The following is a 24,916-nucleotide window of genomic DNA, read 5'->3' as shown; positions in this document are numbered from 1 at the left end:
GAAAATCGCGTATCTCATCTGACGGGAAGTCTGGTCCTGTTCAAGGGGCAGAATCCTACTGTTCAGATGTTTCCCCAAAAAAGACTCGTGTAAGCGGGTCTTTTTTGTGCGTAAAAAATGTGACATTTTGTACTTTTGGCCTGTGATACTTTCGGATAGAATTAGTGAAAAATAGCGGCGTTTTCTGCCGACCAAATCCCATTGGAGGAACACATGAAGAAAATCTCAATTATCGGCGCAGGCAATACGGGCGCAACCGCCGCGCATTGGCTCGCCGAACGCGAACTTGCCGATGTCGTTTTGTTGGACGTGGTGGAGGGAATGCCGCAGGGCAAGAGCCTCGACATGCTGGAGGCCATGCCGATCATTGGTAAGGACACGCACGTGATCGGAACGAACGATTACGCCGATACAAAGAATTCAGACATCATCATCATCACGGCTGGCATTGCCCGCAAGCCTGGCATGAGCCGCGATGACCTCCTGAAGACCAATGCTGATATCGTCGGCAAGGCTGCCATGGAGACCCTCAAGCACTCCCCGAATGCCATCTTCATCGTTCTGACCAATCCGCTCGACACCATGGCCTACTTGACCATGAAGATGACTAAACTGCCGCGTGAACGTGTCATCGGACAGGCTGGCATTTTGGATTCGGCCCGCATGCGCGCCTTCGTTGCCATGGAAACTGGTGTGAGTGTGGAGAATATCAACTGCTACGTGCTGGGCGGCCACGGCGATGAAATGGTTCCCCTGACACGTCACTCCAACATCGCTGGTATTCCTTTGAAGGAATATCTGCCCGCCGACAAACTCGAAGCCATTGTCAATCGCACCCGTAAGGGCGGCGGCGAGATCGTGAATCTGCTCAAGACAGGTTCCGCTTACTATGCTCCCTCGATGGCCTGCGTACAAATGGCCGAAGCTATTTTGAAAGACAAGAAGTTGATCGTCCCCTGCGCCACCATGATGCAGGGTGAATACGGTTTGAACGACATGTACTTTGGCGTGCCTGTGGTGCTTGGCGCAGGCGGCATGGAAAGAGTCGTTGAATACAAATTCGACGCCGACGAAAAGGCCATGTTCGAGAAATCTGCGGCTTCAGTGAAGGAGACGCACGAAGCATTGAAGGGTTTGGTCACATTCTAATTTGATGGGTCATGGCAGCGCCGTGACCCTACCTTTGGAGGAACAAATGATTCTGCATGAAAAACTCTCTGCTCAACTGCCCGCATGGCGCGAGCGCATTAAGTCTCTTGCCAAGGAACATGCCGAAGTGGTCGTCGACCATGTCAACATCGGACAGATCGTGGGCGGGATGCGCGATATCAAGTCCCTGCTTTCCGATGTCTCTTTTGTTGACCCCGCGCATGGGATCATCTTCCGCGGATTGACCATCCCTGAATTGCTGAAGGCCCTGCCCAAGGCGCGCGCCAGCAAAATGCCTTTGGTGGGCGGCCTGTATTATCTGTTGATGATCGGCGAAGTTCCGACCAAGGAACAGGCGCTCGAGGTCGAAGCCGAATGGGCCAAGCGCGCCATCGTCCCTGACTATGTGTACAAGATGCTCAAGACCATGCCGAAAGAGACTCACCCGATGACTCTCTTCTCGCAGGCGGTCCTTGCGCTTCAGAACGGATCGGCTTTCGCGGCAAAATATCACAGCATGAAAAAGGATGTCTACTGGGAAGCCGCCCTCGAAGACAGCCTCGACCTGACCGCGAAACTCCCCGTCATTGCCGCGTATATTTATCGCATGAAATATTACGGCGAGACCTCCAAACCAAAATACAACCCCAAACTCGATTACGGCGCGAATTTCTCCAAGATGATGAAGGTCTCAGACAAGAAGGGTTATTCCGAACTTGCCCGTCTGTATTTCATTTTGCACAGCGACCATGAAGCTGGGAATGTCTCCGCCCACACGATGCACCTCGTCGGGTCCGCTCTCTCCGACCCGTACCTTTCCTTCTCCGCCTCGCTCAACGGTCTTGCTGGACCTTTGCATGGTCTGGCCAATCAAGAGTGTCTCGGCTGGTTGCTGGAAGTACACAAGAAATTCGGCGGCGTGCCCTCCCGCGATGACCTGTATAAATTCGCCTGGGATACGCTCAACGGCGGTCATGTCATCCCTGGTTACGGCCATGCGGTCTTGCGCGTGCCCGATCCACGCTACATGGCGCAGATGGAATTTGCCAAGAAGCGCTTCCCCGATGATGAATTATTGCGCCTCGCCGATCTCGTCTTTGATGTAGTGCCTGCCGTTCTCAAGGAGCAGGGCAAGGCGAAGAATCCCGCTCCGAATGTAGATGCGATCAGCGGCACCTTGCAGTATTACTATGGTGTGCGTGAATTTGATTTCTACACTGTGTTATTCGGTGTCGGCCGCGCGCTTGGCGTCACTGCCAACTATGTCTGGGCTCGTGCCCTCGGCATGCCGATCGAACGTCCCAAATCGTTGACGACCAAGATGCTGGAAGATGTAGTGGCAAAAGCTGCCCAACCTGCAGCATAGCTTGTAAAAGATCAACTCCCGAACATGAGAATGTTCGGGAGTTTTTATTTATTTAGAAATTTGATGTTCCGAGTCCGCAACTTCGAATTTGACCAGCCGCACGATTCTGGCCTGTGCCCGTAAATACCACGGGACGATCTGTTTGGCGTGCTCCAAACTTTCCGCTTCCACGATGGCCCAGCCAGTATGCTCATTGTCTTTGCATCCCCATTCGAATTGATGTAAATATCCTGCCGCGTGAAGATCCTGAATGGCCTGATCGCATTTTTCAATCGGATGGGGCGATTCGATAATAAAACGTTCCATGGGTTTCTCCTTTACCAATAAGATAAAAAGATTATAGAACGTTTAAATGAAATTTTCAACCATAAAGTGGTTTCAGGTGAGACGATCAATCAGGAACGCGAAATCAAGAACATTTTCCTTGAGGAAGTCATATCTTCCACTGGCACCTGCGTGTCCTGCGCTGAAGTTTGTTTGGAGCAGGGCGAGGTTATCGTCATTTTTTTTATCTCGCAGCCGTGCGAGGAATTTGGCGGGCTCCCAATATGCCACGCGTGGATCATTGAAGCCCGTCGACAACAGCAGGTGCGGATATTCCACTTCCCGAAGATTGTCGTATGGAGAGTAGGACAGCATGTAGTCATACTCATCTTTGTTATCAGGGTTTCCCCATTGGTCGTATTCGAGCGTGGTCAACGGGATGCTTGGGTCGCTCATGCTGGTGATCACATCCACGAATGGGACCTTGCAAACCACCGCCTTGAAAAGGTCTGGCCGCATGACCATGCTTGCGCCGACCAAAAGCCCACCCGCAGAGCCGCCCGTGCCGGCAAGTTTTTCGGGGGAAGTAAATCCTTCCTGGATCAAATGCTCGGCACAGGCGATGAAATCAGTGAACGAATTCTTTTTGTTGAACAGCCTGCCTTCGTCGTACCAGGAGCGTCCCATTTCGGAACCGCCACGTACGTGGGCAATTGCGAAGACAAATCCACGGTCGAGCAGACTGAACAGGCTGAGATTGAAAGCCGCATCGCTGGATGCGCCATAGGCGCCGTATCCATACAGGAGAGTTGGATTCTGACCGTCTTTTTTCAATCCCTTTTTGTAGGCCAGGGAAATCGGAATTTTGCGTCCGTCCGCTGCGGTGGCGTGGATATATTCCACGGCGTATTGTGATTTGTCGTATCCACCTGGAACCTGGTATTCCTTTTTTAATTCCCATTCGCCGCTGTCCATGTGAAAATCTACTGTGGAGAAGGGGGTGGTCAGTGAGGAATAGCGCAGGCGTAACAGATTCGTGTGGAATTCGGGGTTGACATCAACGATGACCTCGTAGGTGGGGTCGGGGAACGAAACGTGGCGCACCTCGCTGTGACCGTCTGGTTTGCTGATTCTGAGTTGCTTGAGTCCGCCTTTTCTTTCATGGAGGACAATGTAATTTTCGAAGGCATCCACGTGTTCGAGCAGGGTATCTTCACGGTTTCCGATGATCTCCTGCCAGTTCTCTTTTTCTGTGGCGGTAACGGGTGTTTTCATTAATTTGAAGTTTTGTGAGTTCTCGTTCGTGACGATGTAGAACGAGTCGCCGAGGTGTGCCGCATAATATTCAAGCCCTGCCAGACGCGGTTGAAAAATCTGCAACTCCGCTTCTGGCTGGTCAGCAGGGAGAAATCGCATTTCATGCGACATCGTGTTGTAGTGATGTGTGAGGATGTATTTTTCGCTGCGCGATTTCAAGAGGGAAAGTGAGAAGGTGTCATCTTCCTCGAAATAGATCAGTGTATCTTTTGCGGGGTCTGTTCCCAATTTGTGGCGAAACAGCTGGCAGGCTCGATGGGAGGAATCAAGACCCAGGTAGAACAGGGTTTCGCTGTCATTTGCCCATTCCACGCCGATCTGAAAGTAGACGCTGCCATGTACCCCGCTCATCTGTTCGGGCAGGTCGATGTTGTTGACCAGGTCCTTGATGTGGATCGTATACATCTCTGAGCCTTCAAGGTCAACGGAATAGGCCAGCTTGGTTTGGTCAGGGCTGAGGTTGAAGGCGCTGACACTGCAAAACTCGTGACCCTCCGCCAGTATATTTTGATCGAGCAGGACTTCCTCGGCGGCGTTGGGGATGTCTTTTTTTCGGCAGAAGATGGGATATTGTTTGTTCGCTTCGGTGCGCGTGTAATACAAAAAGCCGCCGTTTTTTTCGGGGACACTGCTATCCACTTCGCGGATGCGGCCTTTCATTTCCTGAAAGAGTTTTTCGCGCAGCGGGTTCAGGTGTTGGAGAGTTTCTTCAAGGTAGTCATTTTCTGACTGCAAATATTCTTTGACTTTTGGGTCTTCACGGTTGCGCATCCAATAGTATTCGTCGTTGCGGGTCAGGCCGTGCTGGATGAGTGCATGGTCTCGTTTTGGGGCGATTGGTGGCATGATGCTCCTGTTTTGCTTAACGATAATCTTTGGAGATTTCTTTCAGATTGATCAAGTTGCTGTCGAGGCGGACGTAGATGCCGTTTTCAAGTTTTGCATATTGAACGGTTCTGATCATGAAGTCGGCAAGGGGCGCGAAATTATCTGCAATGAGGTCGGGACGAAGATGGATGATGCTGTAGTTGTAGTCCCATTTGTTGTGGCCTGGGTAGAATTCGCCGTGGCCTTCGCCTTTGGCTACCACAGGGTCGTTGAGCCCGAGCAGGTCAATGGTGGTGCGCTGGGAGTAGTAGGGAATCTGCCCTGCAGCGTGGACGGCGATCACAGCTTCGGGGGAGGTGGTTTCGGCGAGGAAGAGTCCCAGTTTGACGCGGCGGATATCGGCTTTGAGGAGGGGGGCGTTGTCAATGGTTTGGGTGAACCACGGTTCGCCGCTGATGATGAGCAGGACGATGACCGCGAGCGGAATGGCAGGATTCAGCTTCGGGGCGGCGAATGTCGATTGAGGCTGGGCAGTTTTCAGGTCGGTGAGGATGCGGTTCGTCATCCAACTGAAAAGGACGATGAGGGCGGGCATCCCCTGGGTGATGAAGCGGTTCGCGGCGTTCGTTTCGGGTTCGGCGTAATCGCCGCCGACATAAATGGAGTAGGCACATTGAGCGAGGAAGATGCCGAGCAGTAAGAGCGCTTCGCGGCTGCGCTGAAATTTATAGAAGAAGATGCCTGCCAGTGAAAATAAAAAGAGCGGAAGTGTATCGCGCGTGGCGAATTCGACGAAGACCAGCAGGCCGTGGCGGATGCGTTCGAGGGCGGTGAAGCCTGTCATTTTTTGGTAATAGGTGGCGGGGAGAAAGTCGCCGAAATATATCTTTTGAAAATAGAAAACAGTAAGTAAGGCAATGGCGGCAATTGCGATGGGAATAATGGCGTTGCGTTTGTTTTTGAGGAGCAAATAAAGCGCGATGGGTGCAATGGAAACGATCGCATCCACGCGGACAAGAATGGCCGCCGCAAATAGGATGCCGATGAAAACGGGTCTTTTTTCGGTGAGCGAGAAAAGAATGGCGAGGCTGATGAGCCAGGTCAGCAGGCCGACTTCCATGCCGCGCAGTGACCAGAAGACAAGCGGAAAATAAAACACGGTGACGATGGCTGCAAGTGTGGGCGCGTATTTTGAATTGGGTTGGAGCGCTTCGGCGATTTTGGAAATCGTGTGGATATTTGCAAGCAAAATCACCAGCGAGGTGAGCATGACCGCGAGGGATATCTTCGAGGCGGGGAATGGGAAGAAGTGTAGAAAAGCGAGGTAGAGGGTCCAGCCGAGGTTGGTGAAACCTTCCACGGGCGGTTCGCCGATATTCCAAACCAGGCCGTGACCTTGCGCCAGATTGCGGGCGTAGCGCATGGAGATCATGGCGTCATCCACGAGGGTGAAATAGCGCTCGCCTTTGATATCGAAGGAGGTGCCGATGATAAATATGAGGTAGAAAATGGCTGAAACGATGAGGATGGTTTTGAGCGGGGAATGCTTTTCCATGAGTTGTGGGATTATATCGCACGGGGGAGAAAGAAAAAGGCCGACGATGTTTCGTCAGCCTTTGAAAAGACAGAGGGAGCGCGGACTTGAGTCCGCGTTTGGGCAAGGGATTTTACCGAACTTGCGGAGCCAGCGCCGCCAATTCCGCGCGCAGTGAGTTGATGATGGCTACATTGCCGCTTTCATCGCCGTGTCTGGCGAATTGTTCTTTTTTGTGGGCTAGTTCGCCGCAGGCTTGGTAGAAGCGTGAGGTTGTCCTGCCGCTTAAGCCTGCTGTGGTCGAGGTCCACGGGGAGAGTGCTCTTTGATAATGCCCCGCTGAAATCACGCCAGCAGAGACCTCTTCGTAAAGCTGCCTTCTTACGATGCTGCGTTCATGGTTGATCATCCAGATAATGAAGCCGAACATAATTATCCAGCCGATCCAATCTACAAAGGTGCCAGCGGCGAGGCCTTCGAGCCCGCCGATCAGACCGCCAAAGGTGTTGTGGAAGGCGTGGGTTGTCACGGCCACACCATACCCAAGAAACGGCGCGATGAATTTGATCAATGGGTTTCTTTGCGTGCGTGAAAGGGCGAATCCGATCCCTGTGAACGAGGTGTAGAACGGATGCTGCCAGCCCACCAAGACCACGCGGATGAAAACAAGCAGGATCAAACCGCCCCAGCCGCCTTCCTGATAGCCATTGCGATAAATGTAGAGCGTGTTTTCCGTGGCGGCAAACCCAAGCGCAACGATGCCACCGTAGATAATGCCATCAAGAATGGTGTCGAATTCCTTGCGAAATAAGAAGAACACGATTGCCACGGCGAGGCCTTTGAGAAACTCCTCAATGATGGGCGCAACAATGGAGGTCGTGCCAAAGTCCGCGGCGCCTTCGGAGCCTGTGAACATGAAAATGCCAATGCCAAAAGCCGTATTGAGAATATACGACCCGCCCGCCGCAATTACCACTCCCCAAAAAAAAGCCGCGCCGAGCAGGAGTTTGGGCTCCTTTTCGTAACGGTCCAGCCAGTACACGAATGCTGCAAATAAAAACATTGGAACAAAACCAAAGAACAACGAAACGATCAGGGCCATTTGATTTCTCCTTATTCCTGAAAAATTAAGCGCGTTCTCTCCACGCGCGCATACTCAGGCTCGATTCCCAGCGCGGTCAACACTTCATCGGGGCGGCCTGTTGCTCCTTCGCGCGCGGTGAGTTTCATTTGCAGGGTGGATGTTTCCGTATCAACGGTCAGAACTTCGACGAGCGGACGCAAATCATAGAATTTTCCGCGACGTTCACGCGGCAGCGATTCAGATTGGATCAATTCCTCGACCCTGCGCTTCAGATCGGACCCGTCAACTGGTTCTGTCAATTGGACATGGTACTCCGCTGAGAGGACTTGTGTCTGCAAAGCGGGTGCGCGTTCGTCAACGCTTTCCACATTCGTTACCTGAATATCGGTTGGCAGGTTGTCCTTCAACCGTAGTCTGATCTCTTCAACGGGAATCTCTTCGTTGAGACGCACATCCAGCATTTCGCAAAGCGAAGAAAAACCCAGCGGCAGGGCAGCGGCTAGGCTCATTTTGGGTTGCGGGTGAAATCCCTGGGAGTAAGCAATGGGCAACTCCGCGCGGCGCATGGCGCGCTCCCATAATCTATGCAAGTCAAGATGACCCGTGTAGCGCAGTGCGCCTTGTTTGGTAAATGTGATGCGTATTCGCATGTTTAGTATGATTCCGGGGCAATGGATTGAAGCCAGTGATTGATCTCGATACTGGTTCGGCGGTAGGATTTATAAGTGTGCTCGGCTGTGCGGTGATAGAGATCATGGTCAAGGCACTGGTCATGGGTGAGCTTTTCGAACGCGGCGAGGATATTCCCATACGTGGCGATCTCCTGCTCCACGATGTCATCCACTCCGATATTCCTGTATTTGGACGCCACGCTGTAGCGGCTGTTTTCTTTTTCAAAGAGAGTTGATTCGTAGTCTGGGTAGCCGTTATCGCTCTCGAAATTTTCGAGCGAGCGATGAGAAACACTGGGCGAATACACATCCCCGTGCAGAATCTCGTTCAGGCGGTCTGCGATAAATTGCTCGCGGGCGAGTACATCCGCGAGCAGATCCTTGATCGATAGATTTCCAGATACGCCCTTCGTAGTCATTCGGCGCGAAAAACCGACTCGGTTCAGGAGCAGTTCGAACTTGTCTCTTTCCTGTAAAAGGCGTGAAAGGAAGATAATCTTATTCATAATAGGCGATTTTATTAATCGCCCATGACAGGCAATTCAATATTGACCTTTGAAACGGGAGATTTTACGTCCGGGCATTTCCAGCCTTCGCCTGGATTTTCGCGGCGCAGGTTGGCGAATGTCGGCAGAATGCCGCAGGCAAAACAATTCAAACGACAGTCCACGCGGATCTGGCCTTCGAGTGATTGACGGAAATCCTGGAACAGGAAGTTCTTGCGCACAGCGGCGGTGATGTGTTCCCACGGGAAGACTTCATCCGTGCGGCGCTGGCGGTGTGTGTAAAACGCAGGGTCGAGTCCGTGCTCTTCGAAGGCGGGCAGCCAGGCTTCCTGCTTCTTGGCTTCATCCCAGGCATCGAATTTTGCGCCGTTCTTCCACGCCGTGTAAATGACTTCAGACATTCTTCGGTCACCGCGCGAAAGCCAGGCTTCGAGCAAAGAGTCTTCGGGTTTGGTCCAGCTCAATTTGATGCTTTTATCTTTCAAAAGTTGGCGTTTCAACAACGCCTGCTTTTCGAGAATATTCTCGCGTGTATCGCAGGCCACCCATTGGAACGGGGTCTGCGGTTTCGGCACGAAGGTGCTGACACCTGCATGCAGTTTCACTTTCCAGCCCGCCACCTTTCGGCCTTCGTCAATGACGCGCCTGCACAGGTCTACAATGGCTTGTACATCTTCCAGCGTTTCGCTCGGATGTCCGATCATGAAATACAGTTTGATCGTCGTCCAGCCGCGGCTGTAAATATCGCGGGTGGTGTTAAGGATCTCTTCGTCGGGAATGAACTTATTGATGATGCGGCGCATCCGTTCGCTGGCGGCTTCGGGGGCGAGTGTAAACCCACCTGTGCGATGCTGTTTGAGTTTGTCCATAAGATCAACAGAAACAGATTCAATGCGCAGCGACGGCAAGTTGACGGACAGCTTGCGTCCTTCAAAGCGTTTGCTGATCGCATCCACCAGTTCGTTGATGTAGGTGTAGTCAGATGACGAGAGCGACATTAACGCGAGTTCTTCAAACCCCGTAGAGCGGACCGCTGCATCGGCGGCATCCACCACCTCTTGAACGCTTCTTTCTCTAACGGGACGCGTGATCATACCCGCCTGACAGAATCTACACCCGCGGGTGCATCCCCGCATGATCTCCACCGAAACGCGATTGTGGATCACTTCAACATTCGGCACGATGAATTTGACGGGCGGCGGAAGTAGTTTGGCTACGATGCGTTTGTTTACCAATTTGGGCGCTTCAGGGATGGTAGGCAGGGTGTTCGCCACGGTCCCATCTTCAAGGTAGGTAGTTTCGTAGAATTTCGGCACATACACACCCGATATCTGAGCCAGTGCAACTAGTAATTCATCTCTCTTGTAATTCGGAGCGGATTTGAATTTCTGGATGGCATTGACCACATCATGTATCACTTCTTCGCCCTCGCCAATGACAAATGCGTCAATGAAGGCATGCATGGGCTCGGGGTTGGTGGCGGCATGTCCACCGGCGATGATGATGGGGTGGCTTTCATCTCGTTCGCTTGAGCGGACGGGAATGCCTGCGAGGTCGAGAATGTTGAGGGTATTTGTGTAGAGAGTCTCGTAGGGGAGAGTAAAGCCGATTAAGTCGAAGCAGGCCAGGGGTTGTTTTGATTCGAGGGTGTAGAGTGGAATCCCGTGCTCGCGCATCAGCGCTTCCATATCCACCCAGGGTGCATAGGCACGTTCGGCCAGCGCATCCTCCCGCTGATTGATCTGGTCGTACAGGATCTTCAATCCAACATTTGATACGCCGATGTCGTAAATATCGGGAAAGACAAGGGCGACCTTTGTGCGGGCTGTTTCCCAATCTTTGACGGTGATGTTGAGCTCACCACCCACATACCGACCGGGTTTCTGTACCTTTAAAAGGATTCGGTCAAGTTTGATTTCGATTTGTTCTGGTTTCATCATGGGCGCGATTATAACAAAGAACGTCCGATTAAAAGGAAGCGGGCAGACTTTGCAAGTCCGCCCGCTTTTTTTGATAGGTGAGAAATTATGCGGTTTTGCGTGCCTGCATGGTTTCCCGTCCCCAGATCCACAGGGCGCCGAGGCCGAGGAGTACCACGATCAGGTTGAACAACCAGCCGACACCGGGAAGTGCAGTGAGCAGTGCAATGATGATCACTCCCAGCACGAGCGGCCATACCTTGCTTTCAGCCAGCGCAGGGTTGATGCGGGAGAGGATCAATTTGCCGCCCAGCCATGAAACGACGATCTTGGTAAGGAAGGCCGTGGCCAGGACGAAGCCGACGATCAGTGCGAAAATGGCGAGCAGACCAACTGTGACGATGGTGCCGCTTAGGCTGCCCAATGTCAGTGTGCCGAAGAGCGCAGCGCCAATGATCATCGCCACAACAATGATGAAAATGGCGAAGAAGAACACGGCGAAGGCCACGATGCCCCAGCCGAGGGACGCGCCTGCCTGTGATTGGACTTTTTCGGTAAGCGCTTTGATGAATGCGGGAGTGAGCCAGCCCAACACCAAACCGATAATAATCAGTGTGACGATGGTGCGGAAGAGGTTGAAGGTCCAATCCAGGAAGATTTCAGATTGGGTGGGAGGCACGACGACTTCTGCCGGGTCCACCACAGGCTCGGTGCGTATAACCTTCCCGCCTACTACATTCGCTGGAATTTCGATGTCGTTGAACTGGGTGTATTCGAGGTTGCCTTTGATCTTAGCGGTTTTAGCGATCGTAAAGCCAGGGGTGACGGTTGGCATGGAGAAAGGCACCTGCGGCATGAACATGGAAAATGGGGGAGCAGCCTCATCTGTGGGCTCGCCAACGTTCGCGATGACATCACCGCCAAACTCGCCGCGCAAATCCAGTGCGCCGAGGCCGAGCAGAGAATCGCCGGTGACATTCCCCGCCAATAGAGCTTGAGCAGCGCCTACAACGAGTTCCCCCGCGATGGAACTGCCTTCCTTGGTCTCGAAGCTTGCACTTCCGCCGACAACGTCGCCGCCAATGACTGCGGAACTGCCGATTTGGAGCGCAGCGCCTGCGATGCGAGCATCATCGGTAACCGTACCATTAACGACGATGCTTTGACCAGCGGCGATCAAATCGCCTTCCACGGTGCCATTGATGGTGATGGTTGTGCCAAAGACAACCAGGTCGCCTTTAACTGTCCCCTCCAATACGAATGTTTCAGCGGTGACATACACATCGTCTGCGATGATTTCATCTTTTTCGATGACGACATTGTTGCCAGCGCGGCCATCAAACGCCTGCGCAGGTGTGGCAAACGCAAGAGCGAGGATGGCGATTAAGGAAAAAATGGAAAAAAATTTATGAATGGTTTTCATTGGGATCTCCTTTGAATAAAAACTTCCCGATGTAGATATACGCGTTCATCATCGGGAAGTTGTATTCAGTTTATTCGGTTCTTTGGAGGGTTATTTTCGTCCTGAAACGGCGGGTGATCCCTTCTTTGAGCAGTTTCGCCGCATCTGCATGACCAGCTTCGAGGGCCATGTCGAGGGGAAGTTTCCCATCCTTGCTACGGATCGTCAGGTCGGCGCCGTTGAAAAGGAGAGAGCGGATCATGCCTACATCTCCATTTTTTGCGGCAGCGTGAAGGGGCGTGTAGCCACCTTGCTCGCGTGAATTTGGATCAGCGCGATGGTTGAGAAGCAGGATAACGAGGTCAAGATGTCCGGCTGCGGCTGCAGATTGGATAGGGGTGGCCTTTAGTGGGTTTTTGGATGGGGAGTTGACGGAGGCGCCAGCTTTGATCAGATATTCTGCGGTTTCGCGGTGACCGAAAAAACAGGCCAGTCCAAGCGGCTGAAATCCGTCTTCGGTATATGCGTTGACGAGCATTGGGTCACGAGCGAGATGGCGTACGACCTGGGTTGTTCTGCCGACAGCTGAGGCTTCAAAAATATTCAGGCTCCCTGTTTTTTCTGTCAGAAAATCCACGATCGCGGGTTCACGGTGGTAAAGGGCAACCATGACCGGGCTAAGGCCATTTTCTTTTTCGTAGATCAGATCCGGGTTTGATGAAAGGAGGCGTTGTACTACTTCGAGGTAGCCACGTTTGATAACGTCAAAAAATTCCTTGTTCATTTGATGACGATTCCCTTTTCCTTTTGAATTTTTACCCGCGTAGTGGATAATTTAATGACCGATTATAAATCTGATGGATTGCGGATGTCCTTTCAATCCTGTTAGCCTTTAAGCTCGGACTATCGGAGGAAGAACTCAGCAATTTTCAAGGCGATCCGCGGATCATCGGGATAGTCGTAGTCGCGGTTGAGCAAAACGATGACTGAGAGATGGCGTCCGGGGAAACGGACATAGTCGGAGTTAAATCCCAGCCATGCACCGGAATGTGCCACGTAACTTTCGCCGTTCCATTCCTCCAGTTCCCAACCGAAGCCGTATGGTTCTGTGCTTCCATCATTTAGTATGGCGGGTTGGAAGGCTTCATTTAGCGTAGCTTGCGAAACGAATTTCCCGGTATAGAGGGCTTCATCATAAAGGGCCATGTCGGCGGTTGTGGAATAAATAGAGCCCGAACCATAGAGATTATCAAGATTGTCGTAGGGATAGGCTTCAGGTGTGCCGCTTTCGCCCGTATAGCTCATCGCCACGAGCGGATCAGCACGGCGTTTATCGTTTGGAAGCGAGAAGGTGTGCGACATGCCGGCAGGATCAAAGATGCGGGATTGCATAAACTGGGGGAAGGTTTCGCCAGAGACTCGCTCAATGACCACGGCAAGCAGGTCATAGCCGGGGTTGCTATATTCGAAATAATCACCAGGGGTTGAAGGTAGTTCCGTCATTTCTGAGAGCACGGCGACCAGATCTTCGTTCGTCGGGGTGTCTGAGCGGGCGTAGAGGGCATCCATTACATTGCCGTCATAATCGGGCAAGCCTGATGTATGATGGAGAAGATGGCGGAGAGTGAAGTCTTCGCCGAAATGTGTGACTTCAGGGACGTAGTTCCCCACGGGATCATCGAGATTCAAATTTCCCTCTTCGACTAGCATCAGGATGCCAAGGGCAGTCATTTGTTTGCCGACAGACGCAAGATGGAAGATATGGTCAGTGGTGAGCGGTATGTCCTCTTCAAGGTTTGCCAGCCCATATGCGGCTTGATGCAAAATCTTTCCATTTTGGATGACGATCACGGCGCCGCCTGGAGTATCCTCGCTGACGAATTCTGCGAAGAAATCATCCACTTGTTGGTTGGGGGGATTGATGTTGGGCTCAAGTGACATGGGAACTTCCGTTTCCGCCATGCCGCAAGCAGTCAGCACAAGGAGGATGCAGGCGAGTATTATTTTGCGCGCTTTCATGACTGTTTCGTGAGAACGGTCATGGCTGTGGGTTGATCCCAGTACCAGTTTAGAATTTCGACGAACCAGCCGCACAGGGTTTGTTTTTCATTTTCCAGCACAGACCGTAATTCGTCCATGCTGTGATAGCGGATTTCGGCGATTTCAACGGGGTCGAATCTTACGCTTGCAGGGTCCACGATGCCTTTGTAGAGGATGCTGATTTCATTATCATTGGGGCCGTAATTCATTCTGAATTTGACGAGAGGGGTGAGCTCTTGCACGGTAACGCCCATTTCCTCTTTCAAGCCGCGAATGGCTGCATCAAGATAGCTCTCGCCTGCTTTGACATGCTCGGACACGGAGCAATCCAACAGGGATGGGGACGAGGTGCGGTCGGCGCTGCGTTTTTGAATGAGCATTTTTCCGTCGCTGGTGAATAGGAAGACGTGCACGCCGCGATGCTGAAGTCCCTGCTGGTGGACGGTGGAGCGCATTTCCTGTCCTATGGTAATGTCGTCGTTATTTACGATATCAAGTAATTCATCCATGATTTTTCCTGTGACAAGTTAAATGGAAAGCCAAAGGCAATTGACCGTCTGGCAGCCTGTTCAATATGATTTTACGCGGACATTTGATTTTTAGTACTAACTTGAGATGCCTTTATTCTCTTCTTGAGAGTTAGGAAAAGATGGTTTCCGGGTCTGCTGCGATATTAAAACATAGAAACAACCCTGGAGGGATGATGTGCATGATCAATCTATTTTGTGTCGTAACCAGTTGCCACGCCAGATCGTTTGGAGTAATAACATAAATGGCATAGTATCCGAGCAACTGCAAAATAAGCAGTGTCGCGACTGTATAGATGCCTTGTTTGGAGCTGTGGTTAGGATGACTTTGCATGATCACTGTGTAGATCGTGAACACTATGACATGAGCGTCAAGGATAACCGTGGAGAGTGATTTTAGGATAACCCAGTATCGGGAGACATCTTTGACTTTTTCGATAAGAGAGTTGCCGCTGTTTATCAAATCGTTGGGCGGAGTCATGGATTTAAAGTAGAGGATAATGGCTAATGGGATCGCCATGCCTGCTAGATAATATAAAAAGGGAAGAGACATCTTTTTGGGAGACACGATGATCACTGCAATTGGACTTATTGCCATGAAAAGCAGCCCCTCGTTCTTTGTCCATCCTGCCAGGCCTGCCATGAATCCGGAAAGGACCAGTAAGGTACTGTTTCGATTCAATGAAAACAAATACATTAATACAACGGACGCGAAAATAAAGAACATTAATGGAATGTCAGCGGTCAAATTTGTGCCGTTCAGGATAAATCCTGAGCTTGCCATCAACACCACTGAAGCAAGGCTTGCCTGCCCGATGGTTCGTGTAACGGCCAATGAACTGAACATCAATAGGATGATGGCAAGAGTAAATAAGGCTGATTGTGCCATCGGCACCTTTAATGTCTCGCCTCCCAAGGTCTCCCACCCCCAGGCTACATTTAATGGAACGAGCAAAGGGTAATCTGCATGGCCGAGTGCTGCTATATCCGGAGATAGTGTGGCCTGCCAATTTTCGGGATCCCGATATATGAAGCGGGCGGCGCGATTCCAAATGCTCCATGCGTCGTATTCGCCTTGCGGACGAGAGACCATCGTGTTGAAAAAGGTCAGGATTGATATAACGAAGGCAATTAGCGCCGTGCATGCCAAACCCCATTGCAGGCCGGAAAGCCTGGGAAGGTAAACCCCGTTCCATTTTTGATTTCGCTCTCGTATGGCTGTAGATATCAATAAAATGGTCGCCAGGATGATCTGGATCCCCATTATGCTGATGCGCCCCGGTGCAACTTGTAATATTAGAAAATACAGGATCGAACTAATGCCCAAGCCCAACCCGACTCCCAGGGATAATTTTAGAAGCAATGTCAGTGGATGCCTTTCAGGCCACACTAAATGAATTGTCAAAATGCCTAAAAGTATGGATGGTATGAAAATGAAAAAACTGGAAATTGTCATGGAGCCTCCAGCCTGTGTAAAACGTGCACTTTCCCCTCTACGTCTATGATCTTATATTGCCCTGTATATGTTTTTGCCCAAATCGCCAAATCTTTGTTGCTGAGTACCACCACATTCCACTCTGCCACAATCCCCTTTTTTACGATCAGTGGAGCCAGTGCGTATTGTGTCAGGAAAAATTCTGTTTCAATGTCCCACAATCCGTATTCTGCGCCAGGGACATCCTGTTCTGAGATGTATCCAACCACGCCGCGCTTTATTGGCAAGGAATCTCTTACCAGTGCCATTTGCGCTTCCCAACAATCAAGAGCGTTTGCGCCTCTATCTGCAATATTGGTGGATGCTACCCAGTCTTGCCCAACAAAGAAAACGTTGATCAATAACAGCAATACCACCAGGGATTTCTTGATATTTGCCAGCATTGCCTACTCCATTTATACGACCCCTACCTTCTACTAGTTTCGTTTATTCACTTGACTTTTCTTGAAAGAGGACGTGATGCGATTCATCACGTCCTCTTTATATCAATATTATCCGAACAACTCAATTATCTGTTTCACATGTACAACGCCGTCGAAGTCTTTGATGCCGCCTTTGCGCATCGTTGCCTTTTCGCCGTTGGGGTCGCCGAGGCAGGAGACGATCACGTCGCCCGCTTCCACGTCTTCCTTTTCGGTGTAGCTGTTGGTGGTGACGATGGTTTTCAAGCCAGCGGCCTTGGCTGCCTTGACGCCGTTCTTGGAATCTTCCACAACGAAGGCTTCATCGGTTTTCAGGCCGAGCTTGGCGAGGCCAAGGTTGTAGATCTCTGGGTCTGGTTTTTTCTTTTCGACCACGTCGCCAGCGAGTACGATTTCGAACTTGATGTCCGAAAGGACGCGTTCGGTGATCGCCTTAGCGGCCTGTTCATTGGATGTGGTGCAGACGCCGATCTTGATGCCTGCTTCCATGAGTTCCTTCATGAAGCGGTGAATGCCGGGGCGCAAGGGTAATTTGCCTGTCTCGATCAGTTCAACGAACAGGGCAGTCTTGCGTTTGTGCATTTCCTTGACGAGATTATCGATTTCTTCCTCGGTCAGCGGTTTGGAAAACCCCTTGGTCTTCCAGTGATGTTTCATGCGTTCCTTGCCGCCTGCGATCTGGAGCAGTTCGTGGTAATACTCCACGCTCCACTCGTCGGTGAAACCGAATTCCTTGAAAGTCATGTTGAATGACACGCGATGACCGTCACGTTCGGTGTCGATGATCACACCGTCCTGGTCGAAGAACACAGCTTTAATTTTTGACATGATTTCCTCCAGTCAAAAAACCCTAAAGGTCTTTACGACCTTTAGGGTTTACTTGGATCGATCTATTTCTTCATCCCAAAGAATTCAAGTACGGTATCTACGAAGAGCTTGTTCTCTTCGGCTGTACCGACAGTGACGCGGAACCAGCCGTCGCTGCCGTATTTCTTGCTCTCACCGCGCAGGATGATGCCGCGGGTTTCAGCAAAGGCTAAAACTTCCTTGCCTGTCTTGCCTGTTTCGCCGCAGTCAAAGAGAATGTAGTTGGCCTTGGAAGGCATCACGTAGAAGCCGGGGATCACGCTCAAGGACTCGGTGATGAAATCCACAGCATCGTTGTTGAACTTGACACGTTCGGCGAGGCCTTCAGTATCTTCAAAGGCGGCGAGGGCGGCCCACATGGGGATGGTGCCCACGTTCCACGGAAGGAGGGAGCCAGCGATCTGGTCAATGACTTCTTTGTCCGCGATGGTGTATCCGAAGCGCATGCCCGCGAGACCATAGGCCTTGGAGAGTGTACGGGTGATGAGCACGTTCTTGTACTTCTTGGTCAACTGCACCTGAGACATGCCCAAACCAGCGTATTCAACGTAGGCTTCATCGATCACGAATGGAATGCCTGTTTCCGCAATGGTGATGAAGTGCTTGGCATCCATGAAGTTGCCGGTAGGGTTGTTCGGGTTGGCAACCACGATGATCTTGGTCTTGTCAGTGATGGCGGCTATGATCGCATCGGGATCGTAGTGCATCAAATGATCCTTGTAAATCATCGGCACAGACACCATCTTTGCACCGAGCAATGTTCCGCGCAGACCGTAAATGCCGAAGCAGGGGGTGTGCTGGATGACTTCCTCGCCAGGTTGGAGGAACATGCGGAAGATGTTGTCGTACACTTCGCTGGAACCGTTGCCAATCATCACGTTGCCGGGACCATCGACATTATTCATTTCGGCGATCTTGCTGCGGACGACCAAACCTTGATCGGGATAGCGGTTCGCCATCTTGGCGTACTTAACCATCGCTTCCAGCACCTTGTCAGATGGGGGCAGCGGATTTTCGTTGGACATCATGCGGTGTAATGATGGATCACGCCACGCCTTTTCGATGTGATCCGAAATGTACATCGGGATGCCCTTAACCCACGGGGCGTAATATTCTTCGATTTTTTTCATGCTTTATAACTCCTGATTTATTTAAGATAATCTTCATAGACTAGTGATTAGGCATAGTGTAATTCCTAATCACTAATCCCTGATTTACAAATTACGCTTTGCCTTCACAGCCTAGTTTATCCATCCAGTGCATTACGGCCTTGCGGGTCGCATCGCGGACGAAGACATCCAGCTTGCCGGGGTCATATTCATCGCGGTGGGCGCTGAGGTATTCCCATTTGGCATCGAGCAGGGTGTGCTTCAACTCGGTGGAGACGTTGAATTTCGCGCCGCCAGCCGCCAGCAATTTGGCAACATAATCATCGGGCAGGCCTGTTCCGCCGTGGACAACAAGCGGGGTCTTGATGCCGTTGCTGTTCAACATCTTGTGGATGATGGCCATGCGCTCGAAGTCGATTTTCGGATTCTTGGTCTTGTACACGCCGTGTGCCGTGCCGATGGCGGGGGCGAAGATATCCACGCCGGTGCGCTCGACGAATTCAACGGATTGTTCGGGGTTGGCAAGCTGCGCTTCATCTTCCGCAACCTTGATCTGGTCTTCCACGCCGCCTACGGTTCCCAATTCGCCTTCGACGGAAATGCCGCCAATGGCGTGGCAGTAATCCACCACTTCCTTGGTCTGGCGGATGTTCTCATCATAAGACTGCTTGGAAGCGTCGATCATGATGTTGGTATAGCCAGCATCCGCGCACTTCTTGCAGTAGTCGATGCTGGTGGAGTGGTCGAGGTGCAGGCACACCGGCACAGGCGCAGACTCGGCCAGGGTACGATAGATGTTCACCATCATTTGAGTGCCCAGAAATTGCGAGGGCTTGACGGAGGTCTGAACAATGACGGGGGCTTTCTTCTCGATCGCCGCATCGATCACCGCTTCGAACTGGAGTAAGTCGGTGACATTGAACGCACCCACGGCCCATCCCTCTTTCGCCGCCGGGATCATAATTTCTTTTGCATTTACGATAGACATGGTTTTCTCCTTGCTTTATTTTTCTTTTTTAGAATAGTCGAGCTTTTACAAACAGGATGATTCGTGAACGACGAGTTTTTTCATCCGTCATCTTTCATCCTTATTTTTTCTTAGCCACATCCTTCAACCACTGTTCCCAGCGGAAGTCGGTCACGTGTTGGCGGAAGCGCCCAAACCACAGATCGGCATAACCTTGGAAATCCTCTTCCAGTTTCGAAATGCCTGTTTGTGTGGTGCCCCACATTGCCTCATGCAATTCAGACATCGGCCACATTAGGCGCAGGCGGGCGTAATGTTTGTCTGTGATCTCGCCGAAATATTCATACAGGAACAGGTCCACTTGATCTTCATTCAAACGGTGATGATGGCTGAAATTGCCGAGGTCAAAGAAGATGTCTCCCATACCCGCATATTCCCAGTCCAGCAGTCGGATCTCGCCGATATCGCCAGGCACATCCTCATCAAGCCAGTTCAAATTAAGCAGGTCATTATGGCAGGGAGTTGGCACGTATGGGTCTTTTTCCAAAGCCTTTTTTACCTCATTCATCTTTTGCATGATGAAATCCCAATCGTGCGGGAATCTGGCGTTGTTGGATTTGGATACCTTCTTCAACATCTCCACGCGCTTGAATACGTTGAATTCGCCTTTTAATTTCGGCGCGCGGCGGTGAAACAATCGAATCTTCTTTGCGATGCGCGCCAGATAATCGGGTTTGACAATATCCTCCGGCATGATGCGTTTGCCGTTGCTAAAGCGTGTAACGATGTATCCCTCAGGTTCAATGAAGAAAACCACCTCGGGGGCGATGCCTAGTTCACCAGCGGCCTTGTTCGCCGCATATTCAACATCACGTTTGATCCCCAGTTGATCGGTTCCCTCACCCGCGAGACGAATTACATAAGACCTTCCATCTGCGTCGATCCTGAAATTTAGATTCGTGATCCCGCCGCTTAACGGAGTCTTCTTGATGTTCTTCGAATCTGCCAAAAACGGTACTTTTGCGATGGCCTTGTCAATTGCTAGAGTCATTGTCATGAAATCCTTCCTTTGGTTGGTTTTGGATTTTTTACCAGGGCTGGGGGAATTTTTTTGAATTCCCTTTGCCTCGGATGATTCAACGCTTCATTTCTTAACTCATGCCTGGTTCTGTTTACTGACGAACTCTCTCGGCCTTGGGATCCCATAACACAGCCTGCGCCACCTCCGCGCTGACCTGCTCGCCGAAACATTCCACGCTCAATTTTGTTCCAGCCTTGGCGAATTCCATTGGCAGATATGCATACGCAATGGATTTGTTGATCGAATACCCGAATCCGCCTGAAGCCACCCAGCCGACCAGCTTATCGCCAACACGGATTGGCTCCTTGCCGATGACGATCGTGCGGTCATCGTCGAGGGTGATCGTGCAAAGTTTGCGTTTGATCCCTTCCGCCTTTTGCTTGACCAAAGCATCCTTGCCGATGAAATTCTCCTTGTCGAGCTTCACCGCGAAACCAAGGCCTGCTTCGTAAGGAGTGTAATCGGGGGAAATCTCACCGCTCCAATAACGATAACCCTTTTCAAGACGCAACGTGTCAATGGCTTTGTATCCGCCAGCAACCATGCCTTCGCTTTGACCCGCTTCCCAGAGCGTATCCCACAATCGCAGACCGTATTCAGAGGCGCAGTAAAATTCCCAGCCCAGCTCGCCTACATAAGTCACGCGCGAAGCGAGGACGGGCACATCGCCAACGTTGATACGCTTCGAAGTCATGTACGGAAAGCCTGCATTCGAAACATCCTCCGTTGTGACCTTCTCCAAAATTGTGCGCGCTTTCGGTCCCCACATGCCAATACAAACCATCGAAGAGCCGACATCTTCCAAAGTTACACTGCCGTCCTCGGGCATTTGCAGCGAGAGCCACGACATATCGTGCTGGCCGAATGCTGTGCCAGTCACAATAAAGAAGCGGTCTTCCGCAAGGCGAGTGACTGTGAAATCGCATTCGATTCCGCCGCGCTTGTTGAGACACTGGGTATAAACCAGATTACCGACAGGCACATCGATCTGGTTCGAGCAAACATAATTAAGGAACTTCAATGCGCCGGGTCCGCGAACCTCAAATTTATTGAAGGAGGTTTCATCAAAGAGGCCTGCATTTTCGCGTGTCATCAAATGTTCGTGGCCGATCGCACGGCTCCAGTTGTGGCGCATCCAACCCTTCGGCTCGTGACCGTGCGTGGCTTTTTCTTCGTAGATGCGATACCAGTTCGGGCGTTCCCAGCCCATCTTCTCGCCGAAGGAACAGCCGAGATCGCGCAGACGGAAGTAGGTGGGGGAGGTACGCACATTGCGGCGTGAGATTCTTTCCTCGCCTGGATAGTGGATGTCGTAATACTGGGTATAGGTTTCGAAGGTACGGGCCGCCACATAATCAAGATTATTGTAGTTCGGACCAAAGCGGCGCACATCAAGACGCCACATATCCCACTCGGGATTCCCATCCACGATCCATTCGGCCATGACCTTGCCAATGCCGCCTGCGCCTGCAAGTCCATGCGCGCAGAAAGCACACGCCACCCAGAAGCCCTTGACGGATGTCGGGCCGAGCAAAAATTCACCATCGGGCGTGAAGCCTTCGGGGCCGTTCAACAGCATCTTCACTTCTGCTGTTTCCACCGCAGGCACACGGCGGATGGAATTTTCCATCAATGGTGTGAAGCGGTCCCAATCGGGCGGGAGCAATTGGAATTTGAAATCTTTTGGAATGCCGTTCATGCCAAAGGTCGCGGGCTGACGTTCGTACCCGCCTGTAACCAATCCGCCGACCTCTTCGCGCCAATAGACCAGCAAATCAGGATCGCGCAGGTTGGGGAATGTGTTGGTTACGCCTTCGATGGGCTTGGTCATAATGTACAAATGCGCCATTGGAAGCACTGGCAGACTCAACCCGACCATTTTACCGATCTCGCGTCCCCACATACCCGAGGCATTGACCACCACCTCGGTTTTGATCGTACCCTTGTCAGTGACGACCTCGTGCACGCGTCCGTTCTTAACGTTGATCGCAGTGACAGTGGTGTTGGTAAAGATCTTTGCTCCGCGATTCTTCGCGCCAATGGCGAGGGCATTGGTCAACCCGGTTGGGTCAATGCTGCCATCGTTGGGTGTGTAGGCCGCGCCAACAACACCGGTGATATCCATCAGCGGGAACATGTTCTGTGCTTCTTTCGGGGAGATCAATTCCATCGGTACGCCGAAGGAACGGGCCATGCCGACCAGACGCTTGTTCTCTTCCATGCGTTCGGCTGAGGATGCAAGACGAATACCGCCAACTTCGCGCCACGAGGTATCCTGGCCCGTTTCGGCTTTGAGGCTGCGATACAAGTCTGTGCTGTAGTGCATCATACGGGTGAGGTTGGCATCTGAGCGCATCTGGCCGACGAGCCCCGCCGAATGCCATGTGGAGCCTGATGTCAGTTCGTGCTTTTCAATGATGACGACATCCTTCCATCCTAACTTCGTGAGGTGATAGGCAATGCTTGCGCCGCCCACGCCTCCGCCGATGATAACGACCTGTGCCTGTGTTGGAAAATCGGACATACTTTTCTCCTTGAAATGAGTAAGTCACGCTTCTAGCGTGACCTACAAAGTTATTTCTGCCAAACCGAATTGGGGTTCGCCATTTCTGCAACAATATCAAATGTGGAGATCGCACCGAGAGGGAATGCGTCGGGGTCATCCTTGTCGATCACGACCAGACGGTGGTGATGGTTTTGGATCATCATGTTGGCGGCATCGCGCAAACTGGCGTGAATGTCGATGGTCAATGCGGGGTGCATTACATCGCGGACGACTAGCTTTTCATCCAGGCCGTCTTTGACGAAACGCAACAGGTCGTGCCCGCTGACGACGCCGAGGATCTTTCCTTTGGCATCCACCACCAATACAGAGCGCCACCCGGCGGATGTCATGGCGCGTGCGGCAGAGGCTACTGGGGTCTTGCCGCGGCAAACCAGAATCGCATCCGACATGACATCGGCGACCGTGTCTCGCTTTGACTTGACGTTGTCGGCGATGCTTGCGACGAAATCTGAAAGGGAGAGTATGCCAACGGGTTTTTCGTTCTCAATTACCAGGAAGCGTGAAACGCCTTTTTTCATAAACTGGTCAACTGCTTCAGGGAGGGGAGTGTTTGAGGGGATGGTATCCACCGGGTTAGACATCAGATCCGCGGCGGTTAATTTCCGCATGACATTTAAACTATCGGGGTCGGAGGAAAGCCATTCACCTGCCATCAGGTCAAAATCTGTGATCACTCCCATGATGCGCCCATCACGATCTATAACGAATAAGGCATGCACGTTATGTTGATTCAGTAACACCGCCACCTGGCCCAATGTGGCAGTTGGTTTGCATGTGATGATGCCCGGGTGCATGAGATCTTTTACGAGTTTTGCCATGGATGACTCCAATAAAATCAAAGCCAAGACCTGACAGGTTTTACTGTGATTATTGAGCCTGTCAGGTCTGAACGGAATTGCACGAATTATAATGAAAAAATCAAAAACTTGCAAATTCCTTCAAATTCTTATATAATCCGCCAAATGGGAAAACCCCTTATCCCAGCCCAACGAAGAGAGAGGATTCAGGAATTTCTTGCGATTCATCAGATCGCGCGCACTGCGGACTTGATGAATCTGCTTGAGACTTCTGAGGCAACCGTTCGCCGCGACCTCGAATGGCTCGAACAAAAGGGGATTCTCGAACGCACACATGGGGGCGCGATTCTTAATCAGCGCATCATTTTTGAACAGGAATATCAACAGCGCGCACAGCATTTTCCAGAAGAGAAAAAACTGATCGGTGAACTCGCCGCTTCGTTGATCGAAGAGGGCGACATCGTTTTTGTCAACAGCGGTACGACGGCTACGCAGGTTCTTCAGCACATCCGCCGCGATTCGCGCATTACGATCTTTACGAACAACGTGAATGCAGCTTTGGAATTGGGCGACGCAGGTTTTCACTACTATTTGACGGGCGGCGAATTCCAGTCACGCTCCAACTCATTGGCAGGCCGCTTCGCGCTGGACAATTTGAACATGGTCTTTGCCAACAAAGTGATTCTCGGCGTAGATGGAGTCTCCCTAAAACACGGCTGTACGGTTCCCACCAACCAGGAAGCGGAAGTTGTGCGGAAGATGATCGAGCGCACCAAAGGCCAGGTGATCGTAGTCGCGGATCACAGTAAATGGGGCGCCGTGTCGAATTTCCCTGTGGCAAATATCAGCGAGATCGATAAACTTGTCAGCGACGACGGTTTTGGCAGGGAAGCAATGAAGGACCTTTCCGAGCATGCAGTGGAAGTGCTGCTTGCAAGGAATGAAAAAATATAAATACGTAGACACGGAAACACGGTTCGACGATGTACCTGTTTACTTATCTAC

At 51.5% G+C, this 24,916-nt stretch carries 22 protein-coding genes; 3 read left to right on the top strand and 19 right to left on the bottom strand.

Going from position 1 to position 24,916, the window contains the following annotated elements:
* The first annotated feature begins 213 nt into the window (after positions 1–213).
* Together mdh and IPI86_RS00730 are read left to right on the top strand one after the other, a co-directional pair.
* Positions 214–1,149 carry a malate dehydrogenase gene (gene mdh / locus IPI86_RS00735; RefSeq protein ID WP_345296058.1) on the top strand — a complete coding sequence of 312 codons (936 nt, stop codon included), beginning with the start codon at positions 214–216 and terminating at the stop codon, positions 1,147–1,149.
* Positions 1,150–1,195: 46 nt separating this feature from the next.
* The gene (locus tag IPI86_RS00730; RefSeq protein ID WP_345296057.1) at positions 1,196–2,515 is read left to right on the top strand and encodes a citrate (Si)-synthase; all 1,320 of its coding nucleotides are present in this window, start codon (positions 1,196–1,198) and stop codon (positions 2,513–2,515) included.
* A gap of 48 nt (positions 2,516–2,563) precedes the next feature.
* Here the strand turns inward: IPI86_RS00730 and IPI86_RS00725 are convergent, their stop codons facing one another.
* The 19 genes from IPI86_RS00725 to IPI86_RS00635 form a co-directional block, all read right to left on the bottom strand.
* Positions 2,564–2,821, bottom strand: a complete 258-nt coding sequence (locus tag IPI86_RS00725) for a hypothetical protein (protein ID WP_345296056.1) — start codon at positions 2,819–2,821, stop codon at positions 2,564–2,566.
* A gap of 72 nt (positions 2,822–2,893) precedes the next feature.
* Complete coding sequence (locus IPI86_RS00720; RefSeq protein ID WP_345296055.1) at positions 2,894–4,942, bottom strand: S9 family peptidase; 2,049 nt, start codon at positions 4,940–4,942, stop codon at positions 2,894–2,896.
* A gap of 16 nt (positions 4,943–4,958) precedes the next feature.
* A complete protein-coding gene (locus IPI86_RS00715) occupies positions 4,959–6,479 on the bottom strand; it encodes a hypothetical protein (RefSeq protein ID WP_345296054.1) in 1,521 nt (506 codons plus the stop codon).
* Positions 6,480–6,591: 112 nt separating this feature from the next.
* A complete protein-coding gene (locus IPI86_RS00710; protein WP_345296053.1) occupies positions 6,592–7,560 on the bottom strand; it encodes a PrsW family intramembrane metalloprotease in 969 nt (322 codons plus the stop codon).
* An 11-nt stretch (positions 7,561–7,571) separates the two neighbouring features.
* Positions 7,572–8,192 carry a TIGR03936 family radical SAM-associated protein gene (locus IPI86_RS00705; RefSeq protein WP_345296052.1) on the bottom strand — a complete coding sequence of 207 codons (621 nt, stop codon included), beginning with the start codon at positions 8,190–8,192 and terminating at the stop codon, positions 7,572–7,574.
* 2 nt (positions 8,193–8,194) lie between these two features.
* Complete coding sequence (locus IPI86_RS00700; protein ID WP_345296051.1) at positions 8,195–8,719, bottom strand: hypothetical protein; 525 nt, start codon at positions 8,717–8,719, stop codon at positions 8,195–8,197.
* A gap of 14 nt (positions 8,720–8,733) precedes the next feature.
* Entirely contained in the window at positions 8,734–10,659 is a 1,926-nt protein-coding gene (locus IPI86_RS00695) for a TIGR03960 family B12-binding radical SAM protein (protein WP_345296050.1), read from the bottom strand.
* 85 nt (positions 10,660–10,744) lie between these two features.
* Entirely contained in the window at positions 10,745–12,061 is a 1,317-nt protein-coding gene (locus tag IPI86_RS00690) for a polymer-forming cytoskeletal protein (protein WP_345296049.1), read from the bottom strand.
* A gap of 70 nt (positions 12,062–12,131) precedes the next feature.
* The gene (locus IPI86_RS00685) at positions 12,132–12,824 is read right to left on the bottom strand and encodes an ankyrin repeat domain-containing protein (RefSeq protein WP_345296048.1); all 693 of its coding nucleotides are present in this window, start codon (positions 12,822–12,824) and stop codon (positions 12,132–12,134) included.
* Between the two features lie 119 nt (positions 12,825–12,943).
* Positions 12,944–14,059, bottom strand: a complete 1,116-nt coding sequence (locus IPI86_RS00680) for a serine hydrolase domain-containing protein (protein WP_345296047.1) — start codon at positions 14,057–14,059, stop codon at positions 12,944–12,946.
* Entirely contained in the window at positions 14,056–14,589 is a 534-nt protein-coding gene (locus tag IPI86_RS00675) for an NUDIX domain-containing protein (protein WP_345296046.1), read from the bottom strand. The genes IPI86_RS00680 and IPI86_RS00675 overlap by 4 nt, the downstream gene beginning before the upstream one ends.
* Positions 14,590–14,719: 130 nt before the next feature.
* On the bottom strand, positions 14,720–16,063 hold the full coding sequence (locus IPI86_RS00670; RefSeq protein WP_345296045.1) for a hypothetical protein: 1,344 nt from the start codon (positions 16,061–16,063) through the stop codon (positions 14,720–14,722).
* The gene (locus IPI86_RS00665; RefSeq protein WP_345296044.1) at positions 16,060–16,485 is read right to left on the bottom strand and encodes a hypothetical protein; all 426 of its coding nucleotides are present in this window, start codon (positions 16,483–16,485) and stop codon (positions 16,060–16,062) included. Before IPI86_RS00665 ends, IPI86_RS00670 begins: the two co-directional genes overlap by 4 nt.
* Before the next feature lie 108 nt (positions 16,486–16,593).
* Positions 16,594–17,352: an HAD-IA family hydrolase gene (locus tag IPI86_RS00660; protein WP_345296043.1), complete on the bottom strand. Its 759-nt coding sequence runs from the start codon at positions 17,350–17,352 to the stop codon at positions 16,594–16,596.
* Between the two features lie 62 nt (positions 17,353–17,414).
* Entirely contained in the window at positions 17,415–18,521 is a 1,107-nt protein-coding gene (locus tag IPI86_RS00655) for a histidinol-phosphate transaminase (RefSeq protein ID WP_345296042.1), read from the bottom strand.
* A 91-nt stretch (positions 18,522–18,612) separates the two neighbouring features.
* Entirely contained in the window at positions 18,613–19,488 is an 876-nt protein-coding gene (locus IPI86_RS00650; RefSeq protein WP_345296041.1) for a class II fructose-bisphosphate aldolase, read from the bottom strand.
* A gap of 100 nt (positions 19,489–19,588) precedes the next feature.
* The gene (locus tag IPI86_RS00645; RefSeq protein WP_345296040.1) at positions 19,589–20,524 is read right to left on the bottom strand and encodes a choline/ethanolamine kinase family protein; all 936 of its coding nucleotides are present in this window, start codon (positions 20,522–20,524) and stop codon (positions 19,589–19,591) included.
* 115 nt (positions 20,525–20,639) lie between these two features.
* Positions 20,640–23,072 (bottom strand): FAD-dependent oxidoreductase, encoded by a 2,433-nt coding sequence (locus IPI86_RS00640; RefSeq protein ID WP_345296039.1) that lies wholly within the window; start codon positions 23,070–23,072, stop codon positions 20,640–20,642.
* A gap of 50 nt (positions 23,073–23,122) precedes the next feature.
* Positions 23,123–23,932 (bottom strand): CBS domain-containing protein, encoded by an 810-nt coding sequence (locus tag IPI86_RS00635; RefSeq protein WP_345296038.1) that lies wholly within the window; start codon positions 23,930–23,932, stop codon positions 23,123–23,125.
* 144 nt (positions 23,933–24,076) lie between these two features.
* Here IPI86_RS00635 and IPI86_RS00630 point away from each other — a divergent pair, with 144 nt between their 5' ends.
* Positions 24,077–24,865 (top strand): DeoR/GlpR family DNA-binding transcription regulator, encoded by a 789-nt coding sequence (locus IPI86_RS00630; RefSeq protein WP_345296037.1) that lies wholly within the window; start codon positions 24,077–24,079, stop codon positions 24,863–24,865.
* Positions 24,866–24,916: the final 51 nt, after the last annotated feature.

This window comes from Candidatus Villigracilis affinis (assembly GCF_016705895.1).
In the GTDB taxonomy this organism is placed as follows: Bacteria; Chloroflexota; Anaerolineae; order Anaerolineales; family Villigracilaceae; genus Villigracilis; species Villigracilis affinis.
The sequence above is the reverse complement of the archived record's forward strand: the minus strand, read 5'-3'. Positions and strand labels throughout refer to the sequence as shown.